Consider the following 19,575-nt stretch of genomic DNA (forward strand, 5'->3'; position numbering starts at 1 on the left):
ACGACATGCAGCTCTCGGATATCGATTTCCTGATCATCGGCGCTGCCAAGAGCGCGACCACCTGGCTACAGCAGTCGCTGCAGCAGAACCCTTCCGTCTACATGCCGGACCCCGAGCTGCACTTCTTCAGCCGAAACTTCGACAAGGGCGACGCCTGGTATCTGGAGCAATTCGAGGCCAAGCCTGAGCAGACCATCGTCGGCGAGAAATCCAATTCCTACCTCGACGAACCGGAAGCGGCGGCCCGCATCAAGAAGGCGCTGCCGCGGGCGCGGCTGATTGCGCAACTGCGCAATCCCGTCGACCGCGCCTATTCCGACTACTGCATGCTCTATCGCCGTGGGGAAGTCGGCACCGACATCACCCGGTATCTCGATCCACGCCAGGCAAAGGGCGGGCGTTTCCTGGTCGGCGGTCTCTATTGCCGCCAGCTGGAAGCCTATCTCGATCTGTTTCCGGCCGAAAACCTGCAGGTTCTGCTTTACGAGCATATGCGCCAGAACCCGCAGGCGCATCTCGACGCGGTGAGAGACTTTCTGCGGCTGTCCGCGCCGCTGCACCCGGTCGTCAACAAGGTCAAGGACAAAACTGTGCCTGTCGTGCCGCCGAAGCTGCGCCGACTTCTTCAGCCGCTAAAGCCGATCGCGGCACCGTTCCGCAGCAATCCCATCGTGAAGGGCCTGCGCTCGATGGTCGCCCGCGAACTCGACTATGTGCCGCTGCCGACGGACCTGCGCAACCGGCTGGTCGAATTCTACGCGCCGGAAACCGAAAGACTCGGCGCGCTTCTGAAGCAGGACCTTTCGGGCTGGCTGCAGGCGGCCGCCGGTAGCGCGCGACCAGCGGCCTGATGCCGGCCTAGCCCTCGGCGGGTCGCCCAAATCGTAGCGACAGAACGAGCGGTACGGCCACCAGATAGAGGGCGACGACCGACAGCCAGATGGCGCCTGGCCATTCCTGCCGGAAGACGAAATAGAAGCTTGAGAAAGCGAGCGGGCTGGCGATCGACGCCAGGCTCACCGCCGACGCCAGCACGCCCTGAAACTGGCCTTGCTGGGTCTCATCGACCTGGCGGGTCGCAAGGGACTGCAGGGCCGGCGCGCCGATGCCGCCGAGCACGAAGATCGGCATGACGGCGAAGATCATCCAGCCTTCCGTCGCAAATGCCATGACGAGCAAGCCGACGCATGCGCCGGCAACGCCTGTCAGGATCGTCGCGCGTTCGCCGAGCCGTTTCACCGCCGGGCCGGGGAGGAAAGCCTGGGCGAGGGCCTGGCAGACCCCGAAGGCGCCAAGCGAAAGGCCGATCCACAACCCGTTCCAGTGAAAGGCATCGCTGCCCCACAGGGCCCAGCAGGTGCTGTAGGCCTCGCCTGTCGCGCTCAAGGCGATGAACAGAACGACGATCGGCATCAGGCCTTTTGTGGAGAAAGCCCAGCCGAGCGGACGCAGCGGATTGAGCGCGGCCAGATCGATCCTCTCCCGGCTGGGAATTCGCGATTCCGGCAGGACGAAGAGCGCCAGCACCAGATTGCAGGCGTTGAGAACGGCGGCTGCAATGAAGGGCAGCCGCAAGCCATGGTCGCCGAGGATGCCGCCCAGCACCGGGCCGACGATAAAGCCGATTCCGAACATGGCATTGAACAGGCCGAAGCGGCGGGCGCGTTTGTCTTCCGGCGAGATGTCGGTGATATAGGCCGTGGCCACCGCCAGGTTGGCGCTCGTCAGGCCGGCGATCGCGCGACCTGCGAAAAGCATCCAGAGGTTGGAGGCGAAAGCCAGAAACAGGTAGTTGACGGCGGCTCCCCCAAGGGAAAGTAGCAAGACAGGCCGGCGGCCGATGCGGTCGCTGAGTGCACCGAGCACCGGTGCAAACACGAACTGCATCACTGCATAGAGGGCTGTCATGGTGCCGATGAGAGGCGCGACGTCGTCGGTCTGCGTGACCTCCTTCAGCAGCGACGGCAGAATGGGGAAGATCAGCCCGATGCCGACGGCATCGAGGACAATGGCAGCAAAAATGACGATAAGTGGTTTCTTCATGGTAAGGGGTGTGGTCATGGCACGCTCCGGTAGACGCGAGCGTGCGGCACCGCCAGGCGCCAATGGCTCGCGAGCAGGGGCTGACGAAATGTCAGATATCTGGTTCTGGGAGACGCTGGCCGATCCGCGCCGAAATAGGCGGGGATGGCATGTACTCGACCGCCTGGACGCCAATTCGTCCACCTGTTTACTCCGCCACTGAGCGGATCAAGGGAAGCGGTCGCTTTTCGCGACGGGCAATATTTACGTCAGATAGCCGCGGGCCGCAATCCCTGTCGCCGCACACGTCTATAACATGAGATTTAAACTCCACTATTGCACTCCGGTCTGTGGCCGGCTATCCCATTCCCCGCGCCGGCACCGGTGCGGGGATGGCAGGGGCGACTTCAATCCGATGAAAAGCCGTGACGACAAGCTGGCTTTGATCTTCATGCGCGAGCGTGCGGGCCTTTCACGCTATCTGTCGTCGCGCGCCGGTTCGGCGGAGGACGGCGAAGACCTGGCCCAGGAAGCCTGGATCCGCTTTTCGCGCAACGGCGCCGCCGCGTTGAAAGCACCCGTTCCCTATCTGCGCCGCATCGTGCGCAATCTCGCCATCGACCACAGCCGCGCATCCACACGGCGGCGACTGACCTCGCTGGAAATCGAGGATCTGCTGGCGCTGCCCGACGAGAAGCCGGGGCCCGAGCAGGCGCTCAACGCCCGAAGCGAGCTTCTGCGCCTGACCGAGATCCTTGCGGAACTGCCGGAACGCCGCCGGGTAATTCTGATTGCTGCCCGCGTCGAGGAAAAGCCGCATCGCGAAATCGCCGAAGCACATGGTGTTTCCACGCGCACGGTGGAACTGGAAATTCGCGCGGCAATCGAATACTGCTCCCGCAGGTTGAGCGAAATCGGCCCGGCTACCGACAAAAATAGACGGTGAATTTCGGCCTCGGACGTCACCAATCGTTTATTGTCCTATACGTCGGCGTCACCGGAACCCTGATCCATGTATATTGAGGATTCGCAAGAAGCGGAAAGACTGAAGCGCGAGGCAATCGCGTGGGTCGTTCGCATCACGTCCGGCACCGCGACCGAGGACGATGCCGCGCGCCTGGCGGAATGGCGAGCCGAGGGGCCGGCCCATGAGGACGCCTATCGCGAGGCCGTGCGCCTTTGGAAGATCACCGGCCCGGCGCTTAAGGCCGGCGCGGCCCGATCGCGCCCCATGCTTTCCCGTCGCCGCTTTCTCGGTGGCGCGGCCGCTGGTGCTTCGCTGGCCGCAGGGGCCTCGTTCGCCTCCTATCTTGGCCTGCTTCCATCGCTCAACGCTGCCTTCGCCGACTATGCCACCGCAAGGGGGCAGCAGCGGCAGGTCACGCTCGACGATGGGTCCACGGTCGATCTAGACGGAGGATCGAGCCTTTCCGTCACGTTTTCAGCCAATGCCCGGTCGGTGACCCTGCACGAAGGCGCGGCCCTTTTTGCGGTCGCACACGACCCGTCCCGCCCCTTCGCAGTCGAGGCGGCGCAGGGGCGGACGGTTGGGCGCGGAACCACCTTCGCGGTTCGCCACGGTGCCGGCGACGTCGAAGTGGAATGTCTTGAAGGCACTGTTCAGGTGGAGTGTGTCAGCGAGGCCCGGCTCTCGGCCGGCGACAGCATTCTTTACTCGGGGCAAGGCCTCGGCGCCATCTCCCCCGGCAGCCCCGACGAGATGGCGGCCTGGAGGCGCGGGCTTCTCGTCTTCCGCGACCGGTCGCTCGACGACGTCGTGCTCGACATCAATCGCCACCGCAAGGGGCGTGTCGTCATTGCCAGCAACCGTCTCGGCGCACGCCGGGTCTCCGGCGTCTTTCACCTTGATCGGCCGGATGAGATCATCGCCCATCTGGAAGCGTCACTGCAGCTCTCCGCCAGCCGGGTCGGCGGCGGGGTCGTGCTCCTCTACTGAACCTCAGCGCTGCAGCCGCGCTCAAAAAAATCCGGAAAATCATTTCGGTCCCGCGACGCGGAGTCGTTCTTGTCATCGAAGGCACGCGATTGGCATGCCGATCTGAGACAGGGTTCGGGGACATGATGAACGGAAATCGGCCGCAGCGCACGGCGAAGGCTGCAATCAAGAGGATGCTGGCGACGACGGCATTCCTGGCGCTGGCAGGCGTGGTGGCCGGCACGCCGGCAGCAGCGCAGCAACCGAACCAGTCCTACGCCATCGCCAGCGGGTCCCTGGATACTGCACTTTCGCGCTTCGGCGCGACCAGCGGTGTCCAGGTTCTCTACAGCGCAGCGATCACCAAGGGCAGAACGTCGAGTGGCGCAAATGGCGCCCTGTCCGCGGACGCGGCACTCGCCCGGATTCTCGCCGGCACCGGGCTCACCTATCGTTTCACTGGCCCGAAATCGGTAACGATCTCCGATCCGGCAGCCCCCGCAAGCGCGGAAGTCGACGCCAATGGCGCAACCAAGCTGCAGGCAATCGTTGCAACCGGCGAGGCCAGCGAAAACAGCTATGTCGTTGCCGATAGCAGCACGGGAACCAAGACCGACGCGCCGTTGATCGAGATCCCACAGTCGATCTCCGTGGTCGGCCGCAAGCAGATCGAAGCTCAGAACGCACAATCCGTCACTGAAATTCTCCGCTACGTTCCGGGCGTGACGATCGAGACCTACGGACCGGATCCGAAGGGTTACGACTGGATCATGATGCGCGGCTTCAACGCCCAGTCGACCAGTTCCTACAGGGACGGCCTGCGCCAGCTTTCGAGCGGCTACACCTTCTTCCGCACGGACCCCTACCAGCTTGAAACCGTCGAGGTCCTGCGCGGCCCTTCCTCTTCGCTCTATGGGCAGAGCGACGCAGGCGGCATCGTCAACCGCGTCTCGAAGAAGCCGACCACGGACCGCCGCAACGAGGTTGAGGTCGAATACGGCAGCTTCAGCCGCATGCAGGGCGCCTTCGACCTGTCGGGGCCGATTGGCGAGGATCCGGCGCTGCTCTACCGGGTGATCGGCGTGGCCCGCAACAGCGACACGCAATTTACCTATGGCAACGGCGCCGATATCGGCGACGATCGCCTGTTGCTGGCGCCTTCGCTGACCTTCGCGCCCGATGCCGAGACGTCGCTGACGATCAGCGGCGATCTGCTCCAGGACAAGAGCGGCGGCAGCGCGATCAGCTTTACCCCGACGGGCGTGCTCATCGGCGATCCGAGCTTCAACAGAAGCGAGCAGATCCAGAAGACGATCGGCTACGAATTCGAGCACCGGCTGAACGAGACCTGGACGGTGCGGCAGAACGTGCGCTACGGCCACGTCAACTTCCTGCTCGACAACCTCCTGATCTCCGGCTCGGGCCCGGCCGGCCTCGGCCGGGTGGCGCGCCGTTTCGACGAGAGCTTCGATGGTCTGGCGATCGACAACCAGGCGCAGGCGGAATTCGACACGGGTTCGATCGCCCATGACCTGCTGCTCGGTCTCGACTACGCCTGGTCGCGATCCGACGTGCGGCACTATACCGGGCCTGCGCCGTCCTTGAACCCGTTCAATCCGGTTTATGGCCTGCCCGTCACCCCGCCTGGGACGCCGCTTCAAAGCTACAAGGAGCGCTACCAGCAGATCGGCATCTACGCGCAGGACCAGATCAGCTTGACCGACAGCCTGATCGCCACCCTCGGAGGGCGCTACGACTGGCTGGATCTCGACAACACCAACCGGCTGCGCGGGACCAAGACGGAAATCGACGTCGGGCATTTCTCGGGGCGGGCCGGCCTCACCTATCTGACCGATTGGGGCGTGGCTCCCTATGTCAGCTTCTCGCAATCCTTCGTGCCGAACTCGGGCGTGTCGGCTGACGGCGACACCTTTGATCCCTCTGAAGGCCGGCAATGGGAAGCGGGCGTCAAATACGAGCCGACCTCGTTCGACGGCCTATTCACGCTCGCCTATTTCGACATCGTGAAATCCAACGTCCTGACCCCGGACACACGGCCCGGCAACACCGGGTTCAGCGTTGCGACCGGCGAAGTGCAGTCGCGCGGTCTTGAGCTCGAAGGCAAGTTCAGCCTCGGCAGCGGCTGGGATTTCACCGGTTCCTACACCTGGACCGATGCGGAAATCACCAAGGACAACAGCGGCAATATCGGCAACCGGCCGGCGCTTGTGCCCGAGCATCAGGCATCCGCCTGGCTCAACTACACGGTCACGGGCGGGACGCTGGAGGGGCTTTCCCTCGGCGGCGGTGCGCGTTTCGTCGGATCGAGCTTCGGCAACAACACCAACACGCTTGAAGTCGGTGGACGTACGGTCTTCGACCTTGGCGCAAGCTACAAGGTGACCGAAAACGCGACCCTCTCCCTCAACGCCACCAACGTCTTCGACAAGAAGTACTACACGACCTGCAACCCCGCCTACTCCTGCTACGAAGGCGACCGGCGCAGCGTCATCGGCCGGTTGAAGATCGGCTTCTAGGACGCGAACCGATATGCTCACCCGTCGTCGCCTTCTCGCCGCAACACCGTTCGCGCTTGCTGCCGTCGCCGCCCCCTTCCGGGCGGCGGCCAGCAGCCGTCCCAGACGCATCGCGGCAATCGACTGGGCGGCGGCGGAAGCGCTGGTGGCGCTCGGCGCGACGCCGGTTGCCGTTTCGGATACGCAATACTTCCGGCAACGCATGCCGGTTACGTTGCCGGAAAGCGTCGCGGATATCGGCCCGTTCTGGGAGATCAATCTCGAGCGCCTCGCAGCGATCGCCCCCGATGCGATCCTCGCGAACAGTTCGAGCCTGATCATGACACCTGCGATCGGCGAGATCGCCCCGGTGGAACAGGTGCCCGACAGGGCCGAGAAGGGCAAGCGCTTCGAACTTGCGGTCGCGATCATGACCCATGCCGCCCGGGTCGCCGGCGTGCCGCAGGCCGATGTCGATGCGTACCTGCTTGACGTCGAGGCGCGGCTTGCGGTCCAGCGTCAGCAACTGCGCAACACGCGCCGGCCGATGCTCGTGCTGCTGCCGGACCAGAATGGAAGACGAACGATGGTCTATGGCGAAGGCAGCCTGCCGGATGCGGTCTTGAAGAAACTGGGGCTTACGAATGCCTGGACCGGCCCGGTCAACGCCAATGGCCTGGCGCAAGTGGGTCTCGACGCCCTGATGCCGCTTGATGGCGCGACATTCGTTCAGGTCGAGATCCCGACGCTCAAGGTGCGCACGGCCCGATCGCTGGCGCGAAGCGCGCTTTGGCAACGGCTGGAACCCATCCGCGCCGCGCGCAGCGTAACCATACCGCAGTTTCACCCCTTCGGTGGATTGCCCTCGGTCACCCACTTCGCCGAAACGCTCGTTCCTGAGCTTGAGGGGTTGCCGGCATGACGGATGCGTCTCTGTCTCCGGCGCGCGCCGCCGTCAGCGGCGCCAGTGTCGGCATCGCCGCGCTCACAATCACCGCGTTCGGGCTCGCTCTTGCCAATCTCCAGGCCGCGGCCGGTTCGTCCGGCTGGCTTCACCTGCTGCTGTCCCCCGATCTTGCCGACCCCCGCCAGGCGGTCGCCTATCTGAGCGTGTTCCCACGGATACTGCTCGCTCTTGTCGCCGGCCTGGCGCTTGGTTTTGCCGGCTCGGTGTTCCAGACGGTGTTGCGCAATCCGCTTGCCGAGCCCGGCCTGCTTGGCGTGACGTCGGGCGCGCAGCTCGCGCTCGCCGCATCGCTGCTCTATGCACCGGCACTTTGGATCAACGGCTACGAGCTGGTTGCCCTTGGCGGCGGCATTGCCGTTTTCGCCATCGTTGCCCTTGCAGCCGCCGGCCGCGGCGCCTCCGCGCCCGCCTTCGTCCTGACCGGCGTCGTGATCAGTCTTTATTGCAACGCCATCTACGGCCTGCTCATCCTCTTCCATCATGACTTCCTGAGCGACCTGTTGACCTGGCAGGCGGGATCGCTGCAGCAGAGCGGCTGGCAATCGATGGCAAGGCTGACGGCACAGGTCGGCACGGTCGGGCTGGTCATGATCCTGCTTCTGCGCCCTTTGCGGCTGCTCTCGCTTGGCGACGGGCCGGCCCGCAGCCTTGGGCTGTCGCCGGCTGTCGTCAAAGTGTCGCTGCTCGGGCTCGCATCCGCGCTGGCAGCGATCGTGACCGCCGAAATCGGCATCATCGGCTTCATCGGACTTGCGGCACCCGCACTGGCGCGGCGTCTGTGGCCGCGACGGTCCCACAATCCGCTCCCGGCCGCTTTCGTCGGCGCGATCCTGCTGCTGTTCATCGACCAGACACTCGCTCTGCTCGCGCCCTATGCCGGCGACATTCCCGCCGGTGCGGCCGCCGGCCTCTTCACCGGTCCGCTGCTAGCGTTCCTCGCCGTTACCGGGCGGCAGGCGGAGCGCCCGCGGACGGACCGGACGCCGCTTTCCGCGCGCCGGCTGCGCCGGCCCATGCTCGGCCTGGCGTTGCTTCTCGTCCTCCTGCTTGTGGCCGCGGCGCTCTCGGTCCTGGCCGGCGTCAGCGATCACGGGTGGCAGATCCTCTCCCCGTCAGATCCGGCCGTGCCGTGGCACTGGCGGCTCCCTCGCCTGCTCGGCGCCGCGGGCGCCGGGACGTGCCTCGCCGTTGCAGGTCTGCTTCTGCAGCGCGCCTTGCGCAATCCGCTCGCCAGCCCCGATCTTCTCGGCGTCGGCCATGGTGCCGGCCTTGGGCTGATCATCGCCTTCATGATCGTGCCGGCGGGCGCGGTCTGGTCCAAACTTGCGGTCTCGGCGATCGGCGCCGCCGCGGTGCTCGCGCTCGTCGCGACGCTGGCCCGGCGCGCCTCTTTCCAGCCGGAACGAACGCTTCTCGTCGGCGTCGGCCTCGGCAGCATGGTCCATGCGCTGCTGGTCCTGTTCCTTGCAAGCGGCGGCCCGAACGGTGCGGCGCTTCTCAGCTGGTTCTCCGGATCGATCGGCGCCGTTCGCCTTACCGATGGGGTCATGGTCTGCGTCGTCGCCCTTGCCGCAACAGCTGCGGCGCTCGTTCTTGGCCGCTGGCTCGCGGCGCTGCCGCTCGGTGATACGGCGGTAACAGCGATCGGCATTCCCGACCGCGCGGCGAGAACTACCCTGTTCTTCGTCGCTGCCATCGCCATTGCCGCCGCAACGATGATCGTCGGGCCGGTCAGCTTTATCGGGCTCATGGTTCCCCATCTCGTCGCCCAGGCCGGTTTCCGCCGCGAACGCGATCTCGTCGTTGCCTGCGCTCTCACCGGCGCCGCCTTCCTGGTCGGAGCGGACTGGATCGGCCGCAACCTCGCCTGGCCATGGCCGATGGCACCGGGACTGATCTCGGCGCTTTTGGGCGGACCGATCTTCCTTTGGCTGATCTGGCGAGGTCGCGCCCAATGAAACCGGCCTTGAACAGCCTATCCGATCAAATCGAAACGCGGTCCGATCTCGGTCCGTCGGCAGACATTGCAGGAGCCCCGATGACGGACGCAAAACCACTCTTTGCGGTGCGCGACGCCAGCTTTTCCGTCGGCGATCGCGTGCTTTTGCACCCGACGAAGCTGGAAATCGCCAAGGGCGAAATGCTGGCGCTCGTTGGCCATAACGGCTCGGGCAAGTCGACACTTCTGAAGATGCTGGCCCGACAGCAGGCGCCGTCGTCCGGCGCAATCGCGTTCGATGGCAAGCCTCTCGACGCCCGGCCGACCCGCGACTTTGCCCGCCGGGTCGCCTATCTGCCGCAGCAGATCCCCGCCGCTCCGGCCATGACGGTTCGGGAACTGACGGCGATGGGCCGCTACCCGTGGCACGGCGCGCTCGGCCGGTTCGGACGTGACGACCGTGAGAGCGTCGAGCGGGCGCTGGAGCGCACGCACATGCTGCCGCTTGCCGACCGGCTGGTGGACACGCTTTCCGGCGGCGAACGCCAGCGCGCCTGGCTCGCGATGCTGTTGGCGCAGAACGCGGCATGCCTGCTGCTCGACGAGCCAACGGCCGCTCTCGACGTCGCCCATCAGATCGAGGTGCTTTCACTCGTTCGCACCCTGTCACGCGCCAGCGGCCTGACTGTCATTCTCGTGCTGCACGACATCAACATGGCGAGCCGCTTCTGCGACCAGATCGTTGCGCTCCATTCCGGCCGGCTCGTCGCCAGCGGCCGGCCGAACCAGATCATGGAAAAGACGACCCTCGAACGCATCTACGGGGTGCAGATGGATATCCTCGCCCACCCCTCGGCCGATCGTGTCATCGCCGTCCCCTGTTGATGAAAGGGCACGCCCAGACCTGTCGTTGATTTGGAGGCCGGGAGGCCGCACCTTTCCCGTCTCGACTGCCGCTTAGGCAACCTGCGCGTCTGGCTCGGCGTCCTTGGCAAGCACGACCGTATTCCTGCCCATGCGCTTGGCTTCGTAAAGCGCGTCGTCTGCCTTCTGCAGCAGCCGCTCGAGCGTGGTATCCGCGGCGATCGCCGTCGCGGCCCCGAGGCTCGCGGTCACGCAGCCATCGGTCAGTCCGCGATGCGGTAGGCGCAGCCCTTCGATCGCCACCCTGATCCGCTCTGCCATCGCCAAAGTCGGCAGCGGCTCCCGTCCGGGCGCCAGCACCAGAATCTCTTCCCCGCCGAAACGGAAGACGAAGGCAGCCTCGTCGACCGTGGAGCGGATGCACTGTGAGACGGCGCGGATGCAGGCGTCGCCTTCGATATGGCCGTGAACGTCGTTGAACCGCTTGAAGTGGTCGATGTCGAGCAAGATCGCCGAAATTGCGGTATCGCCCGGTGCTTCGTTCCACAGCAAGCCGCCGATCCGCGCCAGCGACCGGCGGTTCAGCAGACCCGTCAGTTCATCCCGTTCAGCGTTGCGTTCGAGTTGCTGGCAAAGGAGGCTGCCTCTCAGCTGATTGAGAAAATTCTGCCGGTCCTTCTGCTCCAGGAAATAGGCGCTCACCGCCAGGAAGATCGACAGCGTCAGATAGAAGGTGATGATGCCGGAATAGGTTACGTCGTCGAAAGCGCCGGTCAGATGCGTCATGGTGAAATGCGACGCGCACATCAGCGCAAGCCCCGAAACGACGGCCAAGAACCGCGGCCGGAGCGCGATGACGAAAAATAGGAAGGCGGCGGAATTGCCGTTCTGGTAAACGAAAAGGTAGGGACTGGTGCTCTGCGTGGCCACCGCCATCGGCAAGGTGACGCCGAGCACCGCGATCGCCACCGCCAGGACGTCGTAAAGGCGAGCGTCCGGCCAGCGGCGCACCGCCAGGATGCAGGCAATGACGAAGGGCGTGAATACCAGGAAGCGAACGGTGAACAACCCGGCGAAGACATCCGGCAACATCGTGTGGTCGCCGAAATAGACGAGATCGTAGATGAAGATGCCGATCACGCCCCAGATTGCGGCGAGCCGCACGCGCTCTGCCGCATAGTCTTTGCGGAAGAGTTCTTCAATCTCCGGCGAAAAATGCAGATAGCGAAAGCCCCGCGCGATCTGGCCTTCTACCTGGTCTAGCGTCACAACGCCCATCGCCCATTTCCCGAACTGCGGAAAGACTCGGTGCAGACTAGCAGAGAAAGCTGAATATTCGTCTAAAGTTAGAACGGTTCATTGCATCGGGCGCGCGAACCGGCCTGAAGCGACGTCACGCCTCGGGAACCTTGATCAGCACCGTTCCTGACGCATCGATCGGCTTGCCATCCTGTGTGCGGATATCGAGCTTAACCGGCAGGCCCGTTTCCTTCTCGACCAATTGGGAATGCTCCTCGCCCGGCTGAAACAGATGCTTTTCCCCGAACTGCCGCAAGGCGACCATGACCGGAAAGAGGTCGCGGCCCATCGCCGTCAACTGGTACTCGACCCGGGCCTTCGCCTCGCCGGCCGGAACCGTTTCGAGAATGCCGCGCTCGACGAGCGTTTTCAGGCGGTCGGTCAGGATGTTCTTGGCAATGCCGAGGCTTTTTTGAAAGTCGCTGAAGCGGCGCACGTCATCGAAAGCATCGCGCACGATCAGCAGCGACCACCAGTCGCCGATCGCATCCAGCGATCGCGCGCTTGGGCAATAGTCTTCCTTCAGCCGTCTGCGGGCCACCATGCATCATCTCCACTTGGAATTTTGGTTGCATTATGAAACCAAAATGTTATCCATTTCTTGGTTTCATTATTAAACCAAAACAAGGAACACGTCCAATGGATGGTAAAATTGCTGCGGCGCCGGTCGGCGCTGCAAACGATGTCCCCTGCCCGGTCGGCAAGGCCTGCCCGTCATCGCGGCTGACGCGTCCGATGATGACGCTCTTTGCCTTCGCCGCCGGCCTCGCCGTCGCCAACGCCTATTTCGCTCACCCCTTGCTCGACGTCATGGCTGCCGATCTCGATCTGTCGGAAACCCGCGCCGGCCTGATCGTCGGCGCAACCCAACTTGGCTACGCGCTCGGGCTGATCCTGCTGGTTCCTCTCGGAGACCTTTTCGATCGCCGCAAGATCATCGTCTTTCAGTCGCTGCTGTCGGTCGTCGCCCTCGGCTTCGTCGCTTTTTCGGCGACTGTCGAAATGCTGATGGTTTCCATTGCCGCAGTTGGCATGCTCGCCGTGCTCACGCAGGCGCTGGTCGCCTATGCGGCCAGTCTCTCCCACCCTTCCGAACGGGGCCGGGTGGTCGGATTTGTCACCAGCGGCATCGTCATCGGCATTCTGTCGGCTCGCGCCGTCGCGGGATTGCTGACCGATCTGGCCGGCTGGCGGGCGGTCTACTTCGTATCTGCCGCGCTTACCCTCTTGATCGCGCTACTGCTTTACAAGCTGCTGCCGCATCAACAACGGGAAAATAGCAAGCTTAGCTATCTCCGCCTTGTCTCCTCCACCTTCACGCTCATTGCCAAGGAGCCGGTTCTGCGCGTCCGCGGCATCATCGCGATGTTGATCTTCGCCAACGTGACGACGCTGCTCACCCCGCTTGTCCTGCCACTGAGCGTGCCGCCCTTTTCGCTGTCGCATACTGAGGTCGGCCTCTTTGGACTGGCAGGGATTGCCGGAGCGCTCGCCGCCTCGCGCGCCGGACACTGGGCCGATCTCGGATTTGGACAGAGGACGACGGGGATATCGCTCGCGCTGATGCTCGCCGCATGGCTGCCGATCTCGCTGCTGGACCATTCGCTCCTGTGGCTCGTTGCCGGCGTCCTCATACTCGACTTCGGCCTTCAGGCTGTGCACGTGACGAACCAGGCTCTGATCTATCGCGTGCGACCGGAAGCCCAGAACCGGCTGACCGCCGCCTATATGCTGTTCTATTCGCTCGGCAGCGGGCTCGGATCGTCCCTCTCAACCGTCGCCTACGCCCATGGCGGATGGCAGGGCGTCTGCCTGATGGGCGCAGCGCTCAGCCTCGTTACTTTGCTCTTCTGGCTGGCGACGAAACCTGCAGATCCGCAAGATGGCACAATGCTGAACGGCTAGTTTCGCACCACCCGCATCGCGCACGGCCGCTCTCGGCAAGGGCGGTCATGCTTTTGCACCATCTCCATCCCCCTCCTCCCCCAAAAAAACGTCCGACATCGTACCGCTCGTCGCTAGGGAACCGTTACCGAAACCGAGCGTTTACGTTGCTTGAGCGTCATCTATCGGGGATCAACGCCATGTCAGACGCCGAGAACACGTCCGACAGCGCAGTCGCAGCCAAGGAAATGGCGTGGCCCGCGTCACACGACGAGATGCAGTCGCTGATCGACGACTTTGACTGGTCGCAGACCTCGCTCGGGCCGATGGGAAATTGGTCGCCGACGCTCAAGATCATGATCCCCTTCCTTCTGCGCAACCGGTTTCCGCTCCTGTTGTGGTGGGGACCGCATTATGTCTCGATCTATAACGAGGCCTATCGCCCGGTGCTCGGCGCAAAACACCCCTGGGCGCTCGGCAAACCGGTCAGCGAATGCTGGAGCGAGATCTGGCATGTGCTGAAACCGTTGATCGACACCCCTTTCAACGGCGGGCCTGCGACCTGGAACGACGACATCGAGCTCGAGATCAACAGGCACGGTTTCCTGGAAGAGACACATTTCACCATCGCCTACAGCCCGGTGCCCGACGAAACCGCAGCAAATGGCATTGGCGGCGTGCTCGCCACCGTGACCGAAATTACCGAGAAGGTGATCGGCGAGCGCCGCATCGTCGTCCTTCGGGATCTTGCCTCCCGCTCCGGCGATGCGCGAACGCCCGACGAGGCCTGCGCGATCGCAACGGAGACATTCAGGAAGCACAAAAGAGACGTGCCCTTCGCCCTTCTCTATCTCGTGGAACCCGACCGGAAACGAGCCCGGCTTTCCGGATTGGCAGGCCTTGAACCGGATCACGCGCTGTGCCCGGCAAAGGTCGAGTTGGCGCAACAGGACAGTTCTACCGGCTGGCAATTCGGTGCCAACCTGAAGCCTATCCTTGTCGATGATCTCGCAAGCCGTTTCCCGAGCTCCGCGAGCGCATCCGACCTCGACCTGCCCCACACGGCAATCGTGCTTCCGTTGCCCGCCGCCAATGCCCGCGATGCCGCCGGTTTTCTCGTGGTCGGCATCAATCCCCGCCTGACGCTCGACGAGCATTACCACGACTTCCTGAATCTCATGCGGTCGCAGATCGCCAGCGCCATCGGCAACGCCCAGTCCTATGAAGACGAACGTAAGCGCTCCGACGCACTGGCGGAGATCGACCGCGCAAAGACCGTCTTTTTCTCCAATGTCAGCCACGAGTTCCGCACGCCGATCACGTTGATGCTCGGCCATATCGAGGACCTTCTGGCCCGCAGCCAGGAGCGGCCCGATGATCGTGATCGCCTGCTCGTTGCCCATCGCAACTCGCTGCGCCTGCTCAAGCTGGTCAACACGCTGCTTGAATTCTCACGCATCGAAGCCGGACGGCTACAGGCACGCTTCGAGCCGACGAACCTTGCGACCGCAACGTCAGAGCTTGCCAGCGCTTTTCGATCGGCGATGGAAATGGCGGGACTGCGTCTGACCGTCGACACGCCGCCGTTGCCGGAACCGGCTTATGTCGATCGTCAGATGTGGGAAAAGATCGTTCTCAATCTCCTCTCGAACGCCTTCAAATTCACGCTTGAGGGAGAGGTCACCGTCAAACTCGCGGCCGAGGACGATGATTTCGTCCTGACCGTCCGCGATACCGGCATCGGCATTCCGGCCAACGAGATGCCCAGGCTTTTCGAGCGCTTCCATCGCGTTGAAGGCGCAAGGGGTCGCAGCCAGGAGGGCTCAGGCATCGGGCTCGCCTTCGTCCAGGAATTGGTGCAGCTTCACGGCGGAACGGTCACCGCCGAAAGCCGCATCGACGAAGGCACGACCATACGCGTGGCGATCGCCAAAGGCAGCCGCGCGTCCGCGCAACACCGGAACGGCAATGGCGAAGATCGCCCGTCAACGTCGACCGGCGCCGCACCCTTCGTGGAGGAGGCACTGCGATGGCTGCCGGATCATCCGTCCCCGGATACGGGCCTGCCCGAGGTTGATCCGGCCCCGCATGTAACGGAACAGCGAGATGGCGGCCGTCGGTCCCTGTTGATCGTCGATGATAACGCCGACATGCGCGACTATCTGCGCCGCCTTCTCAGCGCACAATACGATCTCAAGGTGGTCGGCAATGGCGAAGACGCACTCGCCGCCGTCGGATTGCAGAAGCCGGACCTAATCCTCACCGACATCATGGTGCCAGGCTTCGACGGGATCGAACTGCTCAGGCGCTTGCGCGCGGATGCGCGCACGAACACCGTGCCAATCATCATTCTGTCGGCGCGCGCCGGCGAGGAGAGCCGGATCGAGGGCATGCAGGCCGGCGCTGACGACTACCTGATCAAACCCTTCAGCGCGCGCGAACTGCTGGCCCGGATCGAGGCGCACCTGAAGATCTCACAGTATCGCACCGAAGCTGCGGAAACCCTACGCGCGAGCGAAGAGCGGTTCCGCGCGCTCGTCACCGCGAGTTCGGATATCATCTACCGCATGGGCCCCGATTGGCACGAGATGCGGTTTCTGCAGGGCAAGGACTTCGTTGCCGATACGGACGAGCCGAGCGGCAGTTGGCTCGAAACCTACATCCCGCCCGAAGACCAGACGCTGATGCTCGCGCGCATCGATGACGCCATCGACAACAAGGCCGTTTTCGAAATGGAGCACCGGGTCATCCGCCGCGACGGCGGCGTCGGCTGGACCCATTCGCGCGCCGTACCGATGCTCGACGGCAACGGCGAGATCGCCGAGTGGTTCGGCGCGGCACGGGACATCACCGACCGCAAGCGCGCGGAAGAGACCCAGCAACGCCTGCTCAGCGAACTGAGCCACCGCGTCAAGAACATGCTCGCTTCGGTTCAGGCGATCGCCCAGCATACCTTGCGTTCGGCCAAGACCCCGGCCGACTTTGCCGCCAGCTTCAGCGGACGCCTGCAGTCGATGTCGCGCATGCACTCGCTTCTGACCCGAACCGCCTGGGAGGGGGCTGACCTCGACGACATCATTCGCGACCAGCTTTTGTGGGGCGCTGCCGACGAGCGCCGGGTCACGACCTCCGGTCCACCCGTTCGGTTCGACGCGCAGACGGCAACACATATGGCAATGGTCTTGCATGAACTTGGGACCAACGCGGCAAAACACGGCGCGCTTTCCTCGAACAAGGGATCGGTCTCGATCGATTGGAGCGTGACCGGCAATGCCCTTTGTCTCAACTGGATCGAACGGGGTGGACCACCGCTCAAAACCCCGATTGGTCTAGGCTTCGGCACGCGGCTGATCGAGAAGGTCGCGACGGGCGGAGGCGGAAGCGCCCACCTGAAGACCGAGGCCGATGGCATGCGGTGGGAGGTGTGGCTCCCGCTTGAAGCCGATGTTCCGCCGATCACCGAGCACGACGCGGAGGAACCTTTACCAGAAGGGCCGGCGGCCGGTGCCCAGGTTGCATCGACGACGCTCAAGGGAAAGCGCATATTGGTGGTTGAGGATGAGGCGCTGATCGCCTTCGAAATCGCCGCGATCCTGGAGGAAGAGGATGCCGAGGTCGCCGGGCCCGCAGCGACACCCGGCGATGCGTTGCGCCTTATCAACGAGATGGCGCTGGATGCCGCGCTGCTCGACGCCAATCTGCGCGGCCAGCCGGTCGATGCGATCGCCGCAGCCTTGACCGACAAGAAGGTCCCGTTCGTCTTCGTATCCGGCTACGGTCGCGACGCTCTGCCGCCCGGCTTTGCCGACACCGCTCTGCTGGCAAAGCCGTTCAACCCTCGGCAATTGCTCGAGGCCGCGGCCCTGCTCGTCGCCGAGCCCAAATCCGTCTTGCGTTTCCGGCACTGAGGGAGGACGCTTGATAGAGCCTTCTTCCCCTCGGACACCGTTGCATTTCGGCGCGCTTGCGGTAGTTTTTCAGAACGCCCCGCCAAGCAGCGGCGGCCTTTCGCAACGTGTGGCCATCACCGATGCGGTTCCACTTCGAGTTCGTGGGAGCGGTCAATATGCTGGTCGACAATAGTGGCGCAAACGCCTCCGAACAGCCCTATCGCGAGAGCGAGGCGCGGTTTCGCGAGATTTTCGAGAACGCCGGAGTCGCAGTCTGGGAGCAGGACTTTTCCGGGGTCTGCGATCTGCTGGATCGGCTTCGCTCGGAAGGTGTCGAGGACCTGCGCACCTATCTGAAGGCGCACCCCGAGCGGCTGAACGAAGCGATCGCGCAGGTGGGTATCGTCGACGTCAATCCTTTCACCGTGGAACTGTTCGAGGCCACCGAAAAGGGCGAGTTGCTGCGGTCGCTCTCCAACGTCTTTCTGCCGGAGACGGCGCCGATCTTCCTCGAAGAACTGGTGACGCTCTGGCAGGGTCAGAGGCGCTTCGGCAGCGAGGCCGTCGTTCAGACGTTGCGCGGCCGGCGGCTGCATGTGGTCTTCACCGTCACGTTCGAGGGCCTCCGCTGCGAGCGCACCTATGTCAGCATCCTCGACATTTCCCAGCGCAAGGCAGCCGAGCGCCGGCTGCAGGCGGTCGACCGGATAGCCAAGGCAATCGCCGGCAATCTCGATCTCGATCACATCGTGCAGACCGTGACCGATGCCGCCACGGAGCTGACAGGCGCAAAGTTCGGCGCCTTCTTCTACAATCTCACCGACCCGGACGGCGAGCGCTACACGCTCTACACCCTCTCCGGCGCGCCGCGCGCGGCCTTCGAAAACTTCCAGTTGCCCCGCAACACCGCCGTGTTTGATCCGACCTTTCGCGGTCGCGGCATCGTGCGCTCCGACGACATCCGCACTGACCCGCGTTATGGAAAATCCGCGCCGCATTTCGGCATGCCGAAGGGTCACCTGCCGGTGGTAAGCTACCTCGCTGTTCCGGTGCTCTCACGGTCCGGTGATGTCCACGGCGGGCTCTTCTTCGGCCATGATCTGCCGGGCGTCTTTACCACCGAGACCGAGGCGACGGTGACCTCGATCGCCGCACATGCCGCGATCGCCATCGACAACGCCCATTTGCTCAAGGCGGCCGAACAGGAACTGACGATCCGCCGCGCAACGGAACGCGCTGCCCAACAACTGGCGGCGATCGTCGAATCCTCGGAAGATGCGATCCTGTCGATGGATCTGAACGGCGTCATCACCAGCTGGAACGCCGGCGCTGAGCGCCTCTATGGCTATACGGTAGAAGAAGCGGTCGGCAGCCCGGTCACGCTGTTGATCCCGGAGGATCGCCTCGGCGAAGAACTGGAGATCCTGGCAAAGGTTCGCGCCGGCCAGCGCGTCGACCACTTCGAAACCTTCAGACAGCGCAAGGATGGCGGGCTGATCCCGATCTCGCTGCGGATTTCACCCATCCGCGACAATACCGGCGTGGTCGTCGGCGCTTCCAAGATCGCCCGCGACATCACCGAGCGCCGGCAGGCCGAGCAGCAGAAGGATCTGCTGATCCAGGAGATGGCGCACCGGGTAAAGAACCTGTTCATGGTCTCGAGCAGCGTCGTGTCGCTGAGCGCCAAGGCCGCCGCATCCGCCGAAGAACTGGCATCTGCCGTCGTCGCACGGCTGGGGTCGCTGGCGCGCGCGCACGTGCTCACTTTGCCGACGCCCGACCGTGACGGTGCAGGCGAAGGCCGCGCCAATCTGCAGGCGCTGCTTTCGACATTGCTCTCACCCTATGACGGCGATACGCCCCAAGGCCTTCGCCGGGTCACGACGCGAGGCTGCGATCTTGGCATCCCGCGCGCCGCGATCACCGGCTTTTCCCTGGTCGTGCACGAGTTCGCCACCAACGCCGCCAAATACGGCGCCCTGTCCACCGCCAGCGGTTCCCTCGACATCGAATGCATCGATCGCGGCGATACCCTGGAACTGAAATGGACCGAACGGGGCGGGCCTCAGGTAACCCGAACCGAGACCGAAGGCTTCGGCACCAAGCTCGCCAAGCTGACCATCGAAAGGCAGTTCGGCGGCGAAATTCTCCGCCAGTGGCACTCCGAAGGCCTGATCATCCGCCTGATCGTCCCCAAGGACCGCCTGCAGCCGCCGGAGTGAGGCGCGCGACCCGAGCCCGTAGGGGCCACCTGTCTG

General features: G+C 64.1%; 13 protein-coding genes. 10 read left to right on the forward strand and 3 right to left on the reverse strand.

The window, feature by feature from the left end:
• Window positions 1-5 precede the first annotated feature (5 nt).
• Window positions 6-851, forward strand: coding sequence for a sulfotransferase (locus tag L981_RS00810; protein ID WP_043610826.1), 846 nt, complete (start codon window positions 6-8; stop codon window positions 849-851).
• 7 nt (window positions 852-858) lie between these two features.
• Here the strand turns inward: L981_RS00810 and L981_RS00815 are convergent, their stop codons facing one another.
• On the reverse strand, window positions 859-2,043 hold the full coding sequence (locus L981_RS00815) for a TCR/Tet family MFS transporter (protein ID WP_043610827.1): 1,185 nt from the start codon (window positions 2,041-2,043) through the stop codon (window positions 859-861).
• A 394-nt stretch (window positions 2,044-2,437) separates the two neighbouring features.
• Here L981_RS00815 and L981_RS00820 point away from each other — a divergent pair, with 394 nt between their 5' ends.
• From L981_RS00820 to L981_RS00845, 6 genes are all read left to right on the forward strand, one after another.
• Window positions 2,438-2,968, forward strand: a complete 531-nt coding sequence (locus tag L981_RS00820) for an RNA polymerase sigma factor (RefSeq protein ID WP_043610828.1) — start codon at window positions 2,438-2,440, stop codon at window positions 2,966-2,968.
• Window positions 2,969-3,034: 66 nt separating this feature from the next.
• Window positions 3,035-3,979, forward strand: a complete 945-nt coding sequence (locus tag L981_RS00825) for a FecR family protein (RefSeq protein ID WP_043610829.1) — start codon at window positions 3,035-3,037, stop codon at window positions 3,977-3,979.
• Between the two features lie 122 nt (window positions 3,980-4,101).
• Window positions 4,102-6,495, forward strand: coding sequence for a TonB-dependent siderophore receptor (locus tag L981_RS00830; protein ID WP_052201507.1), 2,394 nt, complete (start codon window positions 4,102-4,104; stop codon window positions 6,493-6,495).
• A gap of 13 nt (window positions 6,496-6,508) precedes the next feature.
• The gene (locus tag L981_RS00835) at window positions 6,509-7,396 is read left to right on the forward strand and encodes an ABC transporter substrate-binding protein (RefSeq protein ID WP_043610830.1); all 888 of its coding nucleotides are present in this window, start codon (window positions 6,509-6,511) and stop codon (window positions 7,394-7,396) included.
• Window positions 7,393-9,399: a Fe(3+)-hydroxamate ABC transporter permease FhuB gene (gene fhuB / locus L981_RS00840; RefSeq protein WP_043610831.1), complete on the forward strand. Its 2,007-nt coding sequence runs from the start codon at window positions 7,393-7,395 to the stop codon at window positions 9,397-9,399. Before L981_RS00835 ends, fhuB begins: the two co-directional genes overlap by 4 nt.
• 80 nt (window positions 9,400-9,479) lie before the next feature.
• Entirely contained in the window at window positions 9,480-10,265 is a 786-nt protein-coding gene (locus L981_RS00845) for an ATP-binding cassette domain-containing protein (protein WP_043610878.1), read from the forward strand.
• Between the two features lie 72 nt (window positions 10,266-10,337).
• Here the strand turns inward: L981_RS00845 and L981_RS00850 are convergent, their stop codons facing one another.
• A complete protein-coding gene (locus tag L981_RS00850) occupies window positions 10,338-11,522 on the reverse strand; it encodes a GGDEF domain-containing protein (RefSeq protein ID WP_043610832.1) in 1,185 nt (394 codons plus the stop codon).
• Window positions 11,523-11,637: 115 nt separating this feature from the next.
• Window positions 11,638-12,087 carry a helix-turn-helix domain-containing protein gene (locus tag L981_RS00855; protein WP_043610833.1) on the reverse strand — a complete coding sequence of 150 codons (450 nt, stop codon included), beginning with the start codon at window positions 12,085-12,087 and terminating at the stop codon, window positions 11,638-11,640.
• Window positions 12,088-12,182: 95 nt separating this feature from the next.
• On the opposite strand from L981_RS00855, the gene L981_RS00860 reads away from it, so the two are divergent.
• From L981_RS00860 to L981_RS33560, 3 genes are all read left to right on the forward strand, one after another.
• The gene (locus tag L981_RS00860) at window positions 12,183-13,448 is read left to right on the forward strand and encodes an MFS transporter (RefSeq protein ID WP_043610836.1); all 1,266 of its coding nucleotides are present in this window, start codon (window positions 12,183-12,185) and stop codon (window positions 13,446-13,448) included.
• Between the two features lie 179 nt (window positions 13,449-13,627).
• Window positions 13,628-17,335, forward strand: coding sequence for a response regulator (locus L981_RS00865; protein WP_052201508.1), 3,708 nt, complete (start codon window positions 13,628-13,630; stop codon window positions 17,333-17,335).
• Between the two features lie 158 nt (window positions 17,336-17,493).
• Window positions 17,494-19,539 (forward strand): PAS domain S-box protein, encoded by a 2,046-nt coding sequence (locus tag L981_RS33560; RefSeq protein WP_197067083.1) that lies wholly within the window; start codon window positions 17,494-17,496, stop codon window positions 19,537-19,539.
• The last annotated feature ends 36 nt before the right edge of the window (window positions 19,540-19,575 follow it).

The sequence above is a fragment of the Ensifer sp. ZNC0028 genome (assembly GCF_000799055.1).
Taxonomy (GTDB): Bacteria; Pseudomonadota; Alphaproteobacteria; order Rhizobiales; family Rhizobiaceae; genus Ensifer.

Coding starts and splice junctions, on each gene's coding strand:
- L981_RS00825 (WP_043610829.1), top strand. CDS start 3,035: ATGTATATTGAGGATTCGCAAGAAGCGGAAAGACTGAAGCGCGAGGCA.
- fhuB (WP_043610831.1), top strand. CDS start 7,393: ATGACGGATGCGTCTCTGTCTCCGGCGCGCGCCGCCGTCAGCGGCGCC.
- L981_RS00855 (WP_043610833.1), bottom strand. CDS start 12,087: ATGGTGGCCCGCAGACGGCTGAAGGAAGACTATTGCCCAAGCGCGCGA.
- L981_RS00810 (WP_043610826.1), top strand. CDS start 6: ATGCAGCTCTCGGATATCGATTTCCTGATCATCGGCGCTGCCAAGAGC.
- L981_RS00835 (WP_043610830.1), top strand. CDS start 6,509: ATGCTCACCCGTCGTCGCCTTCTCGCCGCAACACCGTTCGCGCTTGCT.
- L981_RS00820 (WP_043610828.1), top strand. CDS start 2,438: ATGAAAAGCCGTGACGACAAGCTGGCTTTGATCTTCATGCGCGAGCGT.
- L981_RS00850 (WP_043610832.1), bottom strand. CDS start 11,522: ATGGGCGTTGTGACGCTAGACCAGGTAGAAGGCCAGATCGCGCGGGGC.
- L981_RS00860 (WP_043610836.1), top strand. CDS start 12,183: ATGGATGGTAAAATTGCTGCGGCGCCGGTCGGCGCTGCAAACGATGTC.
- L981_RS33560 (WP_197067083.1), top strand. CDS start 17,494: ATGCTGGTCGACAATAGTGGCGCAAACGCCTCCGAACAGCCCTATCGC.
- L981_RS00865 (WP_052201508.1), top strand. CDS start 13,628: ATGTCAGACGCCGAGAACACGTCCGACAGCGCAGTCGCAGCCAAGGAA.
- L981_RS00815 (WP_043610827.1), bottom strand. CDS start 2,043: ATGAAGAAACCACTTATCGTCATTTTTGCTGCCATTGTCCTCGATGCC.
- L981_RS00830 (WP_052201507.1), top strand. CDS start 4,102: ATGATGAACGGAAATCGGCCGCAGCGCACGGCGAAGGCTGCAATCAAG.
- L981_RS00845 (WP_043610878.1), top strand. CDS start 9,480: ATGACGGACGCAAAACCACTCTTTGCGGTGCGCGACGCCAGCTTTTCC.